Source organism: Variovorax sp. LARHSF232, from assembly GCF_052871435.1.
This window is the reverse complement of record NZ_JBIXJS010000004.1, coordinates 178,529-193,620: the sequence shown is the minus strand read 5'-3', so window position 1 is coordinate 193,620 and position 15,092 is coordinate 178,529. Positions and strand designations below refer to the sequence as shown.

The window sequence follows — 15,092 nt, the reverse complement described above, 5'->3', positions numbered from 1 at the left end:
CCCGTGCCCACGGGTGAGCCGGTTGAATGGCGCGCCGACGGCGTGCCGCACAGCGCGCGCTTCCAGGACATCTATCACTCCGAGACCGGCGCGCTTCTCCAGGCGCGCCACGTTTTTCTGGGCGGCTGCGGCCTCCCGCAGGCCTGGTTCGGCCAGCCGCAATGGCGGATTCTCGAAACCGGCTTTGGGCTGGGCCTCAATTTCCTGACAAGCTGGCAGGCCTGGCGCGCGGATCCAGCGCGGCCGGGGCTGCTGCATTTCGTTTCGATCGAGGCTTTTCCGGTGTCGCGGGAAGACCTCTTGCACGCCGCCGGCGCCTACCCCGAGCTGGCAGCGCTGGCGCAGGAACTGGCCGGCCAGTGGCACGGCCTGCTGCCGGGCTTTCATCGCCTGGCCTTTGACGAAGGGCGGGTGCTGCTCACGCTGTGCATCGGCGACGTCCGCCCCATGCTGCGCACGCAGCGCCTGTTCGAGGCCGACAGCATCTTCCTGGACGGCTTCAGCCCGGAGCGCAACCCGGACTTGTGGTCGCTGGACACGCTCAAGGGCGTGACGCGCCTGGCGCGTCGCGGCGCCCGCCTTTCGACCTGGTCGGTGGCGCGGGCACTGCGCGACGGCCTGGCGCAATGCGGCTGGCAGGCGCAACTGCTGCCCGGCCTGCCGCCCAAGCGCGACTGCCTGGGCGCCCTGTACGAGCCGCCGTGGCGCGTTCGGCGACCGCCGGCGCCGCCCGAACAAGTGGCACAAGCCGGCACTTGCATGGTCATCGGCGCCGGACTGGCAGGCGCCGCCGTGGCCGCCAGCCTGGCGCGCCGCGGCTGGCAGGTGACGGTGCTCGACGCCGCACTGCATCCCGCCGCCGGCGCCTCGGCCCTGCCGGTGGGCCTGTTGGCACCGCACGTCTCGCCGGACGACGCCCAGCTGTCGCGCCTGACCCGTGCCGGCATCCGTGCCACTTGGCAGCAGCTGGTGCAACTGCTGGAGGAAGACAAGGACTGGGCTGCCAGCGGCGCGCTGGAGCGGCGCGACGCCGGCACGGCGCGGCTGCCGTCCGGCTGGTCTGCGCAGGGGCCCAACGAGTCGTGGCATGCCAGCGCGGAGCAACTGCGCGTGGCGGGGCTCGATGAGGATGCCACCGCGCTGTGGCATCCGCGGGCGGCGTGGGTGCGCCCGCGACGACTGATAGGCGCCTGGCTGGCCCAACCCGGCATTCGCCTGCTGACAGATTGCCGGGTGGCGGGCATCGAACAACTGCCGAACCGCCAATGGCAGGCCGTCGATGCCCAGGGACGCACCCTGCTCCAGGCCGACCGGCTGGTGCTCGCCGCCGGCTTCGACAGTCGCGATTTCGCACCGGCGCTGCCGCTGCAGGCGGTGCGCGGACAGGTACTGTTCGGCCATGTGGCCAGCAGCGGCCTGCCGCCGCATCCCATCAACGGCGACGGGCATCTCATCGCCGGCGTGCCCGACGACCAGGGCCCCTTGTGGCTGGCCGGCGCCACCTACGACCGCGACAGCCGCGACACCGGGCTGCGCGAGGCCGATACCCAGGCCAACCTGGAGCGCGTGGCGCAGCTGCACGCCACGGCGGCCGAAATCCTGTCGGCGGAGCAGGCGCGCGGCGCCACCCAGGCCTGGGCCGGCGTGCGCTGCGCTTCCGGCGATCGGCGTCCGCTGGTCGGCCCGCTCGACCCATTGCAGCCTCAAGGCGCCTGGGTCTGCACGGCCCTGGGTTCGCGCGGCCTGAGCTTTGCCGCCCTGTGCGCCGAGCTGCTGGCCGCGCACTGGCATGGCGAGCCCCTGCCGCTGCCGGCCCCGCTGGCCCGCGCGCTGGACACGCGGCGCCTTCTTTGAGTCGACTCTTTCAGGGTCGACAATGGCCGCATGCCAATCCTGCACTACGACATCACCCACACGACGACCTACCGCTACAGCGAGCCGGTGACTTTCGGCCTGCACCGCGTCATGTTCAGGCCCCGCGACAGCCACGACCTGCGCGTGCTCGCCACCGACCTGCAAGTGAGCCCGCAGGCCAGCATCCGCATGATCCAGGATCCGCATTCGAACTCGGTGGCACTGGTGCAGCCCCTGGAGCCGGCGACCGAGTTGAAGTTTGTCTGCTCCTTCCGCATCGAGCAGGTGCCGGCGCCGCTGGACGAGGTGCTGGAGCTCGACCCGAGCGCCGAGTACCTGCCCTTTGCCTACTCGGTGCAGGACCACGTCGACCTGGAGCGCTACCTGCGCCCGCACCACGACGACCCCGAGGGCGTGCTGCTCCGCTGGGCGCAGCAGTTCCTGCAGGGCGAAGGCGGCTCGGCCAAGCGCACCCGCGACGTGCTCGCCCGCATGAACGCGCACATTCGCCAATCGCTCAAGTACGAAGTGCGCAATGAGGAAGGCACGCAGACGCCGCTGCAGACCCTGGAGCGCGGCAGCGGCAGTTGCCGCGACTACGCCCTCCTGATGATGGAAGCAGCGCGGCGCCTGGGCATCGCGACGCGCTTTGTCTCGGGCTACCTGTATGACGCCGCGCTCGATCCGAGCAGCAACGCCGCCGACGGCAGCGAGGCGGCGCCGACCAGCGGCGCCGGCACCACCCATGCCTGGATGCAGGCCTACCTGCCGGGCGCCGGCTGGGTCGCTTTCGATCCCACCAACAACATCATGGGCAGCGCCCAGCTGATCCGCGTGGCCGTGGCACGCGACCCGGCGCAGGCATCGCCGCTGTCGGGCAGCTGGTACGGCAAGCCGGGCGCCTACCTGGGCATGGAGGCGACGGTGGAGGTGCGCCAAGTCGAGCCTTGACGCTGCCTACAAGGGTTTGCCCCAAGCAAGGGCATGGAATGAGTTTCAGGGCTTCGCGCTCTTTGATCCAACGATGTTCCAGTCCGACGAGTCCCGCTACAACGCCTGGGTGCGCGAGCACTACCGTTTCCTCCTGCGCAGCGCCTGGGCGCTCACCGGCTCGCGCGCGCTGGCCGAAGACGTGGTGCAGGACTGCTTTGCCGCGGCCTGGCGGCATCGGGCACAGCTGCGGCAGGCCGAGTCGGCGCGGGCATGGCTGTTCCAGATCATGCGGCGCGGTGCTTTTCGCCACCTGACGCCGCAACCGATCTCGATCGACGACGTCGAATTCGCCGAGCAAGTCGCCCCCGATGCCCGCCTGGACGATCGGCTGGACGTCGTCAAGGCGCTGGCACGCATCGCGCCGATCCACCGCGAGGTGCTGGTGCTGTACTACTTCGACGACATGCCCACTGCGAGGATGGCCGAGGCCCTGGAAATTGCGCCGGGCACCGTGCTGTCGCGCCTGGCGCGTGCGCGCGAGGCGTTGAAGGCGGCGATGACCGGGCCCCTCAGGCGGCCGCAGGCTTCCCTTCCAAGCCTTCCAGGTGCAGCCGTGGTGCATCTGCGAAAGCTTTGACATGACGACCCATTCCCCCGCCGCCCCCGCTCCCGCCATGCCCGACAGCGACTTCGACCTGCGCGCACGCGCGGAAATGGCACTGTCCTTCGAGCCCGGCGAACCGCCGCCCCACCTGCTGCGCAAGCCCCCGCGGTGGTGGGCGCGGCGCGGCGTGCAGCGCGCCATCGCCGCCCTGATGCTGGCCACCAGCGGCACGGGCGCCGTGCTGGCGATGCGCCCGCCCGGGCTGGTGCGCGACGCCATCGAGCACGAGTATTACGAACGCACCTTGCGCGGCAGCTTCATGGACCCCAGTGAACTGCTGGCCCAGATCGGCCTGGGCCAGGCCAAAACGCTGCCAGGCTATCCGCAGCTCATGCGGCCCTGCGACATCGATGGCCATCTGGCCTACCACCTGACCACCTTCTTCGAGAAGGGCGGCATGGTCACGGTCTTTGCCTTCGACCGGCCGGTCGCGCTGAAGGACGGCGGCGGCTGGTGGAGCGGTGTCCATTGGCGCGTCATCCGTTCGCGCGAAGGCAAGGCGCTGCTGCTCATCGCGCAAAAGCAGAAGGCGCTGGGCGTCGCCCAGGCCAGCTTGCAGGGCAGCCCGGCAGCTGCGCCCGGATGAGCCCGCAGCAGCAATGATCTCCGTAGGCATGACACCACCCACAAGGACAAGGCAATGAACCCCAATCCGATCTCCCTGCCACGCCGGCACCTGCTCGTCGGCAGCGGCGCATCGCTGGCCGCGGCCGGCCTGGCCAGCTGGAGCCGAGGCGCCGCGGCTGCGGGCGAAGCCGTCGCGCCAACCGGCGCCACCGCGGCGTCCAAGCCGCTGCCGCCCTACGTGAGCTGGAAGGATTCGTCGAGCATGATCGTGCACAGCAGCTCGACCATCGAGACCCGGCGCAGCGCATTCGGCACCAGCGTGCTGACGCCGGCGGAACAGCTGTACGTTCGCAACAACCTGCCGGCGCCCGACGCGTCCATTCTGGCCGACCGGGAGGCCTGGGAGATCTCGATCGAGGGCGTGAAGAACCCGCGCACGCTGACCTTGAGCGAACTCAAGCGCATGGGCCTGGAGACCACGGCGATGGTGCTGCAGTGCTCGGGCAACGGCCGCGGCTACTTCCCCAGCAAGCCCAGCGGAACGCCCTGGCAGGTCGGTGCGGCCGGCTGCGTGGTCTGGAGCGGCGTGCCGGTGCGCCGGGTGGCCGAGGCCCTCGGCGGCATGGCCCAGGGCATGGCTTTCATGACCGGTACCGGCGGCGAGAAATTGCCCGAGGGCCTGGACCCGAAAAGCGTGATCGTCGAGCGCTCGGTGCCCGCCGCGGCCATGGCCGATGCCCTGCTGGCCTGGGAGATGAACGGCGCGCCGATCTCGTTGGCGCACGGCGGGCCGCTGCGCCTGATCGTGCCGGGCTACACCGGCGTCAACAACATCAAATATGTCAAGCGCCTGGCATTCACCGCGCAGGAAAGCGACGCGAAGATCATGTCGCACGGCTACCGCATCTCGCCGCCGGGCGGCAAGGGCGACCCGTCGCAGCCCTCGGTCCAGGAGATGAGCGTCAAGTCGTGGATCAACGGCCCGGGCACGGACGGCAAGCCCGTCGCAGCCGGTGATGCGCAGATCCACGGGGTCGCCTTCGGCGGCCTGCACCCGGTGGCCAAGGTCGAGGTCTCGGTGGACGGCGGCAAGCGCTGGACGCAGGCTCGCCTCGTCGGCCCCGACCTCGGGCGCTATGCCTGGCGCCAGTTCGTGCTGGCGGCGCGCCTGCCGGCCGGCAGCCACACCCTGGTCAGCCGCGCGACGGATACGGCCGGCAACGTGCAGCCGGAGCAGCGCGTGGAAAACGCGGGCGGCTACAACAACACGAGCTGGGCGGATCACGCCGTGAAAGTGAGCGTGGCATGAGCCGCTTTTCTTTCGATCGAGGCGCGCTTGTCCGCGCGGGCTGCATCGCTCTGACGAGCCTGGCCGCGGCCAGCGCATGGGCGGCCGACGACGCGGCGATGCTCAAGCTGGGCAAGGAACTGTTCAACAAGGGGAGCGTGCCGGCCTGTGCTGTTTGCCACACCCTGAAAGATGCGGGCGCCAAGGGCGAGGTGGGCCCGGTGCTGGACGAGTTGAAGCCGGATGCCGCCCGCGTGGCGGCCGCCTTGCGCAACGGCATCGGCCAGATGCCGTCGTACACGGGCAAGCTCGACGACAAGCAGATCGCGGCGCTGGCGTCGTACGTCGCGAAGGCAACCGGGGCCGCCAAGTAGCTTTTATTAGAAGCCCGCCAGCACCGCGCCCTTGAACTCGGTCTGGATGTACTTGCGGATCTCATCCGACTGGTAGGCCTTGACCAGCTTGGCGACCCAGGGCTTGCTCTGGTCGGCCTCGCGCACCGCCAGCAGGTTCACGTAGGGGCTCTTGGCGCTTTCCTGCGCGATGGCGTCCTTGGCGGGGTTGAGGCCTGCCGACAGTGCGTAGTTGGTGTTGATGGCCGAAGCATCCAGGTCATCCAGCGAGCGCGGCAGCTGCGCGGCGTCGAGCTCGATGAACTTCAGCTTCTTCGGGTTCTCCACCACGTCCAGCGGCGTGGCCTTCAGGCCGGCGCCGGGCTTGAGCTTGATCAGGCCCTGGTCCTGCAGCACCAGCAGCACGCGGCCGCCGTTGGTCGGGTCGTTCGGGATGCCGAAGCGCGCGCCTTCCTTCAGGTCCTTGAGGTTCTTCACCTTCTTCGAATACAGGCCGATGGGGAAGTTGACGGTGTAGCCCACCGACACGAACTTGTAGCCGCGGTCCTTCACCTGCTGGTCGAGATACGGCTTGTGCTGGTAGCTGTTGGCGTCCAGGTCGCCGGCGGCCAGCGCGGCGTTGGGCTGCACGTAGTCGCTGAACTCGATCACCTGGATCTTCAGGCCGTCGCGCTCGGCGACCTTCTTCACCTGCTCGAAGATCTGGGCGTGCGGGCCGGCGGTGACACCGACCTTGATCGGCTTGTCCTGGGCCAGCAGACCCGTGCTGAAGGTGGCGGCCAAGGCCAGTGCCAGGGTGGATTGCAGGAGCTTGCGCTTGTTGATGTTCATGATCTTTCTTCCTTGATTTTGTCGAGAGGGATTCATTTATGGCTGATGCGGCGGACGGCCCAGTCGCCCAGGCTTTGCAGCACCTGCACGAAAAGAATCAGCACCAGCACCACGGCCAGCATGATTTCCGGCAGGAAGCGCTGGTAGCCGTAGCGGATGCCCAGGTCGCCCAGGCCACCGCCGCCGATGGCGCCGGCCATGGCCGAGTAGCCGGTGAGGCTCACCAGGGTGATGGTGAAGCCGGCCACGATGCCCGGCAGCGCCTCGGGAAGCAGCACCTTGAAGACGATCTGCGAGGTGCTGGCGCCCATGGCCTGCGCCGCTTCGATCAGGCCATGGTCCACCTCGCGCAGCGAGGTCTCCACCAGCCGCGCGATGAAGGGCGCGGCGGCGATGGTCAGCGGCACGACGGCGGCAAAGGTGCCGATCGACGAGCCGGTGATGAAGCGCGTGAATGGAATGATCGCCACCAGAAGGATGATGAAAGGCGTGGAGCGCACCGCGTTGACGATGCCGCCCAGCACGCGGTTCAGGCCCGCGTTCTGCAGCACGCCGGCCTGGTCCGTCAGGCGCAGCAGCACGCCCAGCGGAATGCCCAGGGCCGAACCCACGACGCCGGAGATGCCGACCATCAGCAGCGTTTCCCCGAGCGAGCTGGCAAAGAGCTCGAGCATGGCGGGGGTGAAGTTATCCAGCATGGGCCACCTCCTCCACCAGCACGCCGGCGCCGCGCAGTTGCGCGGTGGCGGCGCCGAGCTTGTCGCGCGCGCCGCGGGCGAACACGGCCAGCGATGCAAAGGGCTGGCCCTGCACCTCGTCGACCTGGCCATGCACGATGGACAGGTCGATGCCGTGGTCGCGGATCACGTCGGACAACAGCGGCCGGTCGGCACCGTTGCCGGCAAAGGCCAGGCGCAGCAGCTGGCTGTGCTCGCCGGGCTGGTCGCTCGTCATCAGGGCGCGGATGCGCGCCAGCACGCTTTCAGGCAGCGCCTGCGGCACGATCTCCTCGATCAGGCTGCGCGTGGTGGCATGTTGCGGACGGGTGAAGACGTCGATCACCGGGCCCTGCTCCACGATCAGCCCGGCGTCGATCACGGCCACGCGATCGGCCACCTGCTTGATCACCTGCATCTGGTGTGTGATCAGCAGCACGGTCAGGCCAAACTCGCGGTTGATCTGCTTCAACAGGCCGAGAATTGAGCGGGTGGTTTCCGGGTCCAGGGCCGAAGTCGCTTCATCGGACAGCAGCACCTTGGGGCGATTCGCCAGGGCACGCGCGATGCCCACGCGCTGCTTCTGGCCGCCGCTGATCTGCGCCGGAAAGCGGTCACGCATGGCGGCCAGGCCGACCAGGTCCAGCAGTTCGTCGACGCGCTTCCTGATCTCTTGCGAAGGCACGCCCGCCAGTTCCAGCGGCAGCGCCACGTTCTGCGCCACGGTGCGCGACGACAGCAGGTTGAAGTGCTGGAAGACGAGGCCGATCTCGCGCCGCGCCTCGCGCAGCTTCGCATCCGACAGCGCCGTGAGCTCGCGGCCGCCGACGATCACCTTGCCCGCGGTGGGCCGGTTCAAGAGGTTGATGGTGCGCACCAGCGAGCTCTTGCCCGCGCCGCTGCGGCCGATGATGCCGAACACTTCGCCGGGCTCGACCTTGAGATCGATTCCGCGCAGCGCGACATGTTCGCCGTAGGCCTGGTGGATGCCTTGCAGTTCGATCATGAAAGAAAACGCTTTCTTGTTTTTGAAGCGGCAGGCCGAATGGCACTGCCTGCGTCTGGCTCGAAGAAGCCAGCACGTGACGGGAGGAGGAAAGAAAAAGAGGAGCGCGGCCTGGCGCGCTCGACTCAGACGCGACAACGACAGTGCGTCGTGCACATTCGCAGCAAGGTGCGTGGGATGAAACTCATGCCGCGCATTTTGAAGGCGCCGGTGCAAAAAGCGAACGAATAAAAAATTCGATGCTTATGCCGGGACCGCGGCATCGCCTTCGCGCTCGGCGCGAAACACCGCCGCCACCAGGTCCGACTGCGTGAGGATGCCCACCAGGCGCTGGTCCTCGTCGACGATCGGAATGTGGTGGTGGCCGGTGCTGCCGAACAGCGGCACCAGGTCCACCAGCGGCTTGTCGGCGGTGGCCACCCGCACCCGCCGCGTCATGATCTGGCCCACTACTTCGGGCTTGCTGGAATTCACCGTGGAGCTCCAGCGGATCAGGCGCTTGAGCTTGGACTCGAAGCCTTCGTGCAGGTCCAGGTCGGCCGCGTTCAGGAAGTCCGCCAAAGTCAGGATGCCGACCACCCGCTCGACCCGGTCCACCACCGGCAGCGCCTTGATGCGCTTGGCGCGCAGCAGCTCCCAGGCGTCCTGCAGCGGCGTGCCAAAGGAGACGGTGACCACCTTGCGCGACATCACGTCGGCGCAGCGCGTCTGCGCCAGCATGCGCTGGTAGCCGGCCAGCCGGGTCTGGCCCAGAAGGGCCAGCAAGTCGTCGCGCGGCACGTCCAGGATCTGGTTGTAGCGGGCCAGGGCCGCGTCCAGATCGCTTTCGGTGGCGGTCGTGGCGCCGCCGACCCCCGCGCTCTGCGCGTGCGGATAGCGCCGGCCGGTGGCGTTGTTCCAGGCCAGGCCCACCGTCACCAGCAGCACGGAATTGAGCAGCACCGGCGCCAGCGCCGCTGTCGGGTCGGTCACACCGGCCAGCACCATCATCAGCGCACTGGCACCGCCGGGCGGATGCAGGCAGCGCAGCACGAACATGAGGCCGATGGCCAGGCCGACGGCCGATGCCGCCGCGACATCCACCGGGCCGATCCAGCGCGCGCAGGCAATGCCCACCAGCGCCGAAACCGTGTTGCCCGCCACCACCGCCCACGGCTGGGCCAGGGGGCTGGCCGGCACGCCGAACACCAGCACGGCGCTGGCCCCCATCGGCGCCACGATCCAGGTGGCTTGCGCGCCGAGCCCCAGCAGGCGGCACAGGGCCGCGGTGACGAGGATGCCGAGAAAGGCGCCGGCGGCCACGCGCAGCCGCTCGCGGCCATCGACGGCCAGGGGTGCGGGCTTGAAGGCGCGCAGCCTATCGAAGGTTGTTCTTTTTGCAGGCAAGGTCTGCGCAGCGGGCGAAGAGCTCATGGGCGTGTGGCGATGCATCGAAATGGTGCGTCATTGTTGCAGGCCGCACCGACGGCATCCCTAGAATCGCCGCCGCGTCATATCGAAACGCCCCTGTGCTTATGGGCTTTTGGCTTATCCGCAAAGCCCGGTCCATCGGCCTGCAGGCCGCATGGATGCTGGCGAATATGCTTATCCGAATAAGGCGCGAACCAAAAAATAGTTTGTTTCCATAAGCCTGACTTCTAAAGTCGCTTCTCGCTTTGCAGACCTCCGGCGGGACAGCGCTTTGTTGTTGCCAAGCAAGACTCTTCACGATGTACCAATACACAGAATTCGATCGCCAGTTCGTGCACCAGCGCGCTGCGCAATTTCGCGACCAGCTCGAGCGCTGGCAAAAGGGCCGGATCTCCGAAGACGAGTTCCGCCCCCTGCGCCTGCAGAACGGCTGGTATGTGCAGCGCTATGCGCCCATGCTGCGCGTGGCCGTGCCCTATGGCGAAGTCTCCAGCGCCCAGTTGCGCGTGCTGGCAAGAATCGCCCGCGAATACGACGAGCCGGAGGCCGAGGTCTACAAGAAGGCGCTCGAAACGCAAGGCGCGCTGGGCACGCACAAGCTCCCGACTCACTACGCACACTTCACGACGCGCCAGAACGTCCAGTACAACTGGATTCCTTTGGCGAAGTCGGCTGACGTGATGGAGCTGCTGGCCTCGGTCGACATGCACGGCATCCAGACCAGCGGCAACTGCATCCGCAACATCACCAGCGACGAGCGCGCCGGCGTTGCGGTGGACGAGGTGGCCGACCCGCGCCCCTACGCCGAGATCATGCGGCAGTGGAGCACGCTGCATCCCGAGTTCGCCTTTTTGCCGCGCAAGTTCAAGATCGCCATCACCGGCGCCGATGAAGACCGCGCCGCCACCGGCTGGCATGACGTCGGCCTGAAGCTCTTGAAGAACGAAGCCGGCGAGCTGGGCTTCCAGGTGCGCGTGGGCGGCGGCATGGGCCGCACGCCGATCATCGGTACCGTGCTGCGCGAGTTCCTGCCCTGGTACCAGATCATGAATTACCTGGAAGCGGTGATCCGGGTCTACAACCGCTACGGCCGGCGCGACAACATCTACAAGGCCCGCATCAAGATCCTGGTGAAGGCCGAAGGCCAGCGTTACATCGATGACGTGGAAGAGGAATACAAGCAGATCCTCGAGCACGACGGCGCGCCGCACACCATCAGCCAGGCCGAGCTGGACCGCGTGTCCGCCTCCTTCGTGCCGCCGGAGCTGGCCAATCGCATCTACCAGAGCCCGGAAGAAACCGAGGCCGAGCTGCGCGCCCAGGCCGCTGACGACGTGATGTTCGCCCGCTGGCTGCAGCGCAACGTGGCGCCGCACAAGAACCCGCTGCTGCGTGCCGTGACACTGTCCTTCAAGCGCCGCCTGCAAGCGCCTGGCGACGCCTCGGCCGACCAGCTCGACACGGCAGCGCGACTGGCCGACCGCTTCTCGGCCGGCGAAGCCCGCGTCACGCACGATCAGAACCTGCTCTTGCCCTGGGTGCATGCGGAAGACCTGCACGCCCTGTGGCTGGCAGCGCGCGAGGCCGGCTTTGCCAGCGCCAACGTGCACCTGCTCACCGACATGATCGCCTGCCCCGGCGGCGACTTCTGCGCGCTGGCCAACGCGCGTTCCATTCCCATCGCCGAAGCCATCACCGAGCGTTATCAAGACCTGGACGAGCTCGACGACCTGGGCGAGATCGACCTGCACATCAGCGGCTGCATCAACAGCTGCGGCCACCACCACAGCGGCCACATCGGCATCCTGGGCGTCGACAAGGACGGCAAGGAGTGGTACCAGGTGACCCTGGGCGGCTCTGACGGCTCCGCACTCTCGGGCGCGGCCGTGCCCGGCAAGGTGGTCGGGCCGTCGTTCTCGGCGGCCGAAGTGCCGGAAGTGATCGAGGCGGTGCTGGGCACCTACCGCGACACCCGCGCCATCGTGGACGGCAGGCGCGAGACCTTCATCGACACGCTCAAGCGCGTCGGCATCGACCCCTTCAAGGCGGCCGCCAACGGTGCGCGCTTTGCCAAGGCCGAGGAGGTGGCAGCATGAACCGCAATCTCCGAATCCTGTCGGCCGAAGAGCACGTGGACGACGGCTCGCCCAACGTCCTTGCGTTGCCCAACGATGCCGATCCGCTGGCCATCGAGGTGTGCCTGGCAGACGTGGAGCGCATCGACCTGAACTTCCCCAAGTTCACCGACGGGCGCGCCTACAGCCAGGCCTTCCTGCTGCGCCGCCGCCTGGGCTTCAAGGGCGACATCCGCGCCACCGGCGACGTGCTGATCGACCAGCTGGTGCAGATGGAGCGCACCGGCTTTTCCAGCGCCGTTCTCAAGGAAGGCGTGGACGCATCCGATGCGCAGCGCCAGTTCGACCGCTTCGCCGCCTTCTACCAGGGCGATGCCGTTCACACGGCGCCGCACTTCGTGGAGGCCTCCTCCACATGAGCATCGACCTCGCACTGATCAACGCCGAACTGGGCAAGAACGCCCAGGGCCTGGTGGACTGGGCCTTCGGCCTGGGCCGGCCTGCCATCGTCACGACCAACTTTCGGCCCTTCGAGGCAGTGATCCTGCACATGGTCACGCGCGCTCGGCCCGACGTGCCGGTGGTCTGGATGGACAACGGCTACAACACCGAGGCCACCTACCGCTTCGCCGATGAATTGGCGAAACTCCTCAAGCTCAACCTCCAGATCTACCTGCCGCGCCGCTCGCGCGCGCACCGCGAGGCGGTGGACGGCCCGGCGCCGGCGCTCGACGACCCGCGACATGCCGCCTTCACGGAGGAAGTGAAGCTGGAGCCCTTCGCACGCGCCCTGCGCGAAACCGCGCCGCAGGTGTGGTTCACCGCGCTGCGGGCCACCGACACCGCTGTGCGCGCGCAGATGGACCCGGTCAGCATCAACCCGGATGGGCTGATCAAGGTTGCGCCACTGCTGCATTGGAGCGCCAAGGACCTGCACGAGTACTGCCAGGCCCATGGACTGCCCAACAACTTCGACTACGTCGACCCGACCAAGGGCGAAGACAACCGCGAATGCGGCCTGCACCTGGCGCATTGAAGCGTCGCGGACAAATCACATGAACGCACGTACCGAACACGAACTGCTGTCACCTTCGATGCACTCACCCGCGCGCCTTTCCAATACACACCTCGACGCGCTCGAGGAAGAAACCATCTTCGTGTTGCGCGAAGTCGCCGCCGCCTTCGAGCGCCCCACGCTGCTGTTCTCCGGCGGCAAGGACTCGCTGGTGATGCTCAAGTGCGCCGAGAAGGCTTTCGGTGCCGGCCGACTGCCCTACCCGCTGTTGATGATCGACACCGGCCACAACTTTCCGGAAGTGACGGCCTTTCGCGACGAGCGCGCCAAGGAACTGGGCGCCGAGCTGATCGTGCGCAACGTCGAGGATTCGATGAAGCGCGGCACCGTGCGCCTGTCGCATCCGCTGGAATCGCGCAACGTGCACCAGTCGGTGACCTTGCTGGAAGCCATCGAGGAATTCCGTTTCGACGCGCTGATCGGCGGCGCCCGCCGCGACGAGGAAAAGGCGCGCGCCAAGGAGCGCATCTTTTCGCACCGCGACAGCTTCGGCCAATGGCAGCCCAAGGACCAGCGCCCCGAGCTGTGGACCCTGTTCAACACCCGCCTGGCCCCGGGCGAGCACTTTCGCGTGTTCCCGATCTCCAACTGGACCGAGCTGGACGTCTGGCAATACATCGAGCGCGAGAACGTCGCCCTGCCCTCGATCTACTACACGCACAAGCGTGAAGTGGTGGAGCGCCGCGGCCTCCTGGTGCCGGTGACCGAGCTGACGCCGCCCAAGGACGGCGAGCAGATCGAGGTGCGCGACGTGCGCTTTCGCACCGTGGGCGACATCACCTGCACCTGCCCGGTGGACAGCCTGGCGGCCGACGCCGGCGACGTGGTGATCGAGACGCTGGCGGCCGACGTCAGCGAGCGCGGCGCCACCCGCATGGACGACAAGACTTCCGAAGCTTCCATGGAGAAGCGCAAGAAAGACGGGTACTTCTGACATGGACGCGACCACCTTGAACGAGATCGACGGCACCGCGGGCGCGCAAGTGGATACCGGCACCGCCCTGCGCTTCATCACCTGCGGCAGCGTGGACGACGGCAAGAGCACGCTCATCGGCCGCCTGCTGGTGGACAGCAAGACGGTGCTGCAAGACCAGCTGGCCGGCGTGCAGCGCGGCGGCGAGACTGACCTGGCGCTGCTCACCGACGGCCTGTCGGCCGAGCGCGAACAGGGCATCACCATCGACGTCGCCTACCGTTATTTCTCGACGGCCAAGCGCAAGTTCATCATCGGCGACGCGCCGGGCCACGAGCAGTACACCCGCAACATGGTGACGGCCGCCTCCAGCGCCGACGCCGCCGTGGTGCTGGTCGACGCCACCAAGCTGCCCTGGGCCAGCCAGGTCGACGAAGGCGAAGTGGTCAAGCGCGAGTTGTTGCCGCAGACCCGCCGCCACACGCTGCTGGCGCACCTGTTGCGCGTGCAGTCGATCGTGTTCGCCATCAACAAGCTGGACGCAGTGCCTGATGCCGCGCTGGCACTCGAACGCATCTCCGGCGCATTGGACGATTTTGCGGAAGCCGCCGGCGTGAAGGTCGCCGCCACCGTGCCGGTCTCGGCCCTCAAGGGCTGGAACGTGGCCACCCGCCATGCCGACTGGTGCGGCTACGAGGGCCCGAGCCTTTTGGAAGTGCTGGAAGCGCTGCCGGTGACGGCGCAGGACGAGGCCGTGCCCCTTGCCTTCCCGGTGCAGTGGGTGGAGAAGTTCTCTGCGTCCGCCGACACCTCGCGCGGCCGCCGCGTGTTCTGGGGCCGTGTGGCCAGCGGCCATGTCGAGCCGGGCCAGCGCATCAGCATCCTGCCCAGCGGCCAAACGGCCACCGTGGCCCAGGTGCTGGACCATGCGCGCAACCCAAAGATCGTGCATGCGGGCCACAGCGCCGGCATCGTGCTGGACCGCGAGGTCGACGTATCGCGCGGCGACTGGCTGCTGGCGCCCGACGCCTTCGAGCCGGCACGCGAAATCACCGTGACCCTGGCCTGGCTGGACGACGAGCCGCTGCTGGCCGGCCGCGTCTACTGGGCGCTGCAGGGCCACCGCTGGGTCAAGGCCAAGGTGGCGCGGGTGGTGGACCGGCTGAACATCAACACGCTGGATGCGGAAGAAGCCGACAAGCTGGAAGCCAATTCCATCGGCGACGTGGTGCTGACCCTGCAGCAGCCACTGGCCGTGCGGCCCTTTGCGCAGTCGCGTGCCCTGGGCTCCATGGTGCTGGTCGATACCGCCTCCCACCGCACCGCCGCCGCGGTCTTGGTCCGCTGATTCGCGCAATTTCTGCAAGACCGTAAAATCAGGGTTTCCCCCGCATTCAAACTTGGCGT

At 67.9% G+C, this 15,092-nt stretch carries 16 protein-coding genes; 12 read left to right on the top strand and 4 right to left on the bottom strand.

Annotated elements, in window-relative coordinates; translation table 11 throughout:
• Window positions 1–3: 3 nt before the first annotated feature.
• The 6 genes from mnmC to sorU all read left to right on the top strand — a co-directional run bounded on the left by mnmC (window position 4) and on the right by sorU (window position 5,680).
• A complete protein-coding gene (mnmC, locus tag ACIPRI_RS13115) occupies window positions 4–1,854 on the top strand; it encodes an FAD-dependent 5-carboxymethylaminomethyl-2-thiouridine(34) oxidoreductase MnmC (protein ID WP_446621891.1) in 1,851 nt (616 codons plus the stop codon).
• 30 nt (window positions 1,855–1,884) lie between these two features.
• The gene (locus ACIPRI_RS13110; RefSeq protein WP_446621890.1) at window positions 1,885–2,805 is read left to right on the top strand and encodes a transglutaminase family protein; all 921 of its coding nucleotides are present in this window, start codon (window positions 1,885–1,887) and stop codon (window positions 2,803–2,805) included.
• Window positions 2,806–2,878: 73 nt separating this feature from the next.
• A complete protein-coding gene (locus tag ACIPRI_RS13105) occupies window positions 2,879–3,424 on the top strand; it encodes an RNA polymerase sigma factor (RefSeq protein WP_446621889.1) in 546 nt (181 codons plus the stop codon).
• 1 nt (window position 3,425) lies between these two features.
• The gene (locus ACIPRI_RS13100; protein ID WP_446621888.1) at window positions 3,426–4,037 is read left to right on the top strand and encodes a hypothetical protein; all 612 of its coding nucleotides are present in this window, start codon (window positions 3,426–3,428) and stop codon (window positions 4,035–4,037) included.
• Between the two features lie 54 nt (window positions 4,038–4,091).
• Window positions 4,092–5,327, top strand: coding sequence for a SorT family sulfite dehydrogenase catalytic subunit (gene sorT / locus ACIPRI_RS13095; protein WP_446621887.1), 1,236 nt, complete (start codon window positions 4,092–4,094; stop codon window positions 5,325–5,327).
• Entirely contained in the window at window positions 5,324–5,680 is a 357-nt protein-coding gene (gene sorU, locus ACIPRI_RS13090; RefSeq protein WP_446621886.1) for a SorU family sulfite dehydrogenase c-type cytochrome subunit, read from the top strand. The genes sorT and sorU overlap by 4 nt, the downstream gene beginning before the upstream one ends.
• A 6-nt stretch (window positions 5,681–5,686) precedes the next feature.
• Here sorU and ACIPRI_RS13085 read toward each other — a convergent pair whose 3' ends face one another.
• The 3 genes from ACIPRI_RS13085 to ACIPRI_RS13075 are packed head-to-tail and all read right to left on the bottom strand — an operon-like array spanning window position 5,687 to window position 8,212.
• The gene (locus tag ACIPRI_RS13085; protein WP_446621885.1) at window positions 5,687–6,490 is read right to left on the bottom strand and encodes a MetQ/NlpA family ABC transporter substrate-binding protein; all 804 of its coding nucleotides are present in this window, start codon (window positions 6,488–6,490) and stop codon (window positions 5,687–5,689) included.
• Window positions 6,491–6,522: 32 nt separating this feature from the next.
• On the bottom strand, window positions 6,523–7,188 hold the full coding sequence (locus ACIPRI_RS13080; protein WP_446621884.1) for a methionine ABC transporter permease: 666 nt from the start codon (window positions 7,186–7,188) through the stop codon (window positions 6,523–6,525).
• Entirely contained in the window at window positions 7,178–8,212 is a 1,035-nt protein-coding gene (locus ACIPRI_RS13075; RefSeq protein ID WP_446621883.1) for a methionine ABC transporter ATP-binding protein, read from the bottom strand. Before ACIPRI_RS13075 ends, ACIPRI_RS13080 begins: the two co-directional genes overlap by 11 nt.
• Here ACIPRI_RS13075 and ACIPRI_RS13070 point away from each other — a divergent pair.
• Complete coding sequence (locus tag ACIPRI_RS13070) at window positions 8,198–8,443, top strand: hypothetical protein (protein ID WP_446621882.1); 246 nt, start codon at window positions 8,198–8,200, stop codon at window positions 8,441–8,443. The genes ACIPRI_RS13075 and ACIPRI_RS13070 overlap by 15 nt on opposite strands.
• Window positions 8,444–8,455: 12 nt before the next feature.
• Here the strand turns inward: ACIPRI_RS13070 and ACIPRI_RS13065 are convergent, their stop codons facing one another.
• The gene (locus ACIPRI_RS13065) at window positions 8,456–9,625 is read right to left on the bottom strand and encodes an HPP family protein (protein ID WP_446621881.1); all 1,170 of its coding nucleotides are present in this window, start codon (window positions 9,623–9,625) and stop codon (window positions 8,456–8,458) included.
• 296 nt (window positions 9,626–9,921) lie between these two features.
• Here ACIPRI_RS13065 and ACIPRI_RS13060 point away from each other — a divergent pair, with 296 nt between their 5' ends.
• Genes ACIPRI_RS13060 through ACIPRI_RS13040 form a run of 5 tightly spaced genes read left to right on the top strand, consistent with a single transcriptional unit; the run spans window position 9,922 to window position 15,033 of the window.
• Window positions 9,922–11,718, top strand: a complete 1,797-nt coding sequence (locus ACIPRI_RS13060; protein ID WP_446621880.1) for a nitrite/sulfite reductase — start codon at window positions 9,922–9,924, stop codon at window positions 11,716–11,718.
• Window positions 11,715–12,116 (top strand): DUF934 domain-containing protein, encoded by a 402-nt coding sequence (locus ACIPRI_RS13055; protein WP_446621879.1) that lies wholly within the window; start codon window positions 11,715–11,717, stop codon window positions 12,114–12,116. Before ACIPRI_RS13060 ends, ACIPRI_RS13055 begins: the two co-directional genes overlap by 4 nt.
• A complete protein-coding gene (locus ACIPRI_RS13050) occupies window positions 12,113–12,733 on the top strand; it encodes a phosphoadenosine phosphosulfate reductase domain-containing protein (protein ID WP_446621878.1) in 621 nt (206 codons plus the stop codon). The genes ACIPRI_RS13055 and ACIPRI_RS13050 overlap by 4 nt, the downstream gene beginning before the upstream one ends.
• 19 nt (window positions 12,734–12,752) lie before the next feature.
• Complete coding sequence (gene cysD, locus ACIPRI_RS13045) at window positions 12,753–13,706, top strand: sulfate adenylyltransferase subunit CysD (protein ID WP_446621877.1); 954 nt, start codon at window positions 12,753–12,755, stop codon at window positions 13,704–13,706.
• A 1-nt stretch (window position 13,707) separates the two neighbouring features.
• On the top strand, window positions 13,708–15,033 hold the full coding sequence (locus tag ACIPRI_RS13040) for a sulfate adenylyltransferase subunit 1 (protein WP_446621876.1): 1,326 nt from the start codon (window positions 13,708–13,710) through the stop codon (window positions 15,031–15,033).
• Window positions 15,034–15,092 lie beyond the last annotated feature (59 nt).

Excerpts from the sequence above, each read along its gene's own strand:
- ACIPRI_RS13110 (WP_446621890.1), top strand. The coding sequence starts at position 1,885 with ATGCCAATCCTGCACTACGACATCACCCACACGACGACCTACCGCTAC.
- ACIPRI_RS13105 (WP_446621889.1), top strand. The coding sequence starts at position 2,879 with ATGTTCCAGTCCGACGAGTCCCGCTACAACGCCTGGGTGCGCGAGCAC.
- ACIPRI_RS13100 (WP_446621888.1), top strand. The coding sequence starts at position 3,426 with ATGACGACCCATTCCCCCGCCGCCCCCGCTCCCGCCATGCCCGACAGC.
- sorT (WP_446621887.1), top strand. The coding sequence starts at position 4,092 with ATGAACCCCAATCCGATCTCCCTGCCACGCCGGCACCTGCTCGTCGGC.
- sorU (WP_446621886.1), top strand. The coding sequence starts at position 5,324 with ATGAGCCGCTTTTCTTTCGATCGAGGCGCGCTTGTCCGCGCGGGCTGC.
- ACIPRI_RS13085 (WP_446621885.1), bottom strand. The coding sequence starts at position 6,490 with ATGAACATCAACAAGCGCAAGCTCCTGCAATCCACCCTGGCACTGGCC.
- ACIPRI_RS13080 (WP_446621884.1), bottom strand. The coding sequence starts at position 7,188 with ATGCTGGATAACTTCACCCCCGCCATGCTCGAGCTCTTTGCCAGCTCG.
- ACIPRI_RS13075 (WP_446621883.1), bottom strand. The coding sequence starts at position 8,212 with ATGATCGAACTGCAAGGCATCCACCAGGCCTACGGCGAACATGTCGCG.
- ACIPRI_RS13065 (WP_446621881.1), bottom strand. The coding sequence starts at position 9,625 with ATGAGCTCTTCGCCCGCTGCGCAGACCTTGCCTGCAAAAAGAACAACC.
- ACIPRI_RS13060 (WP_446621880.1), top strand. The coding sequence starts at position 9,922 with ATGTACCAATACACAGAATTCGATCGCCAGTTCGTGCACCAGCGCGCT.
- ACIPRI_RS13055 (WP_446621879.1), top strand. The coding sequence starts at position 11,715 with ATGAACCGCAATCTCCGAATCCTGTCGGCCGAAGAGCACGTGGACGAC.
- ACIPRI_RS13050 (WP_446621878.1), top strand. The coding sequence starts at position 12,113 with ATGAGCATCGACCTCGCACTGATCAACGCCGAACTGGGCAAGAACGCC.
- cysD (WP_446621877.1), top strand. The coding sequence starts at position 12,753 with ATGAACGCACGTACCGAACACGAACTGCTGTCACCTTCGATGCACTCA.
- ACIPRI_RS13040 (WP_446621876.1), top strand. The coding sequence starts at position 13,708 with ATGGACGCGACCACCTTGAACGAGATCGACGGCACCGCGGGCGCGCAA.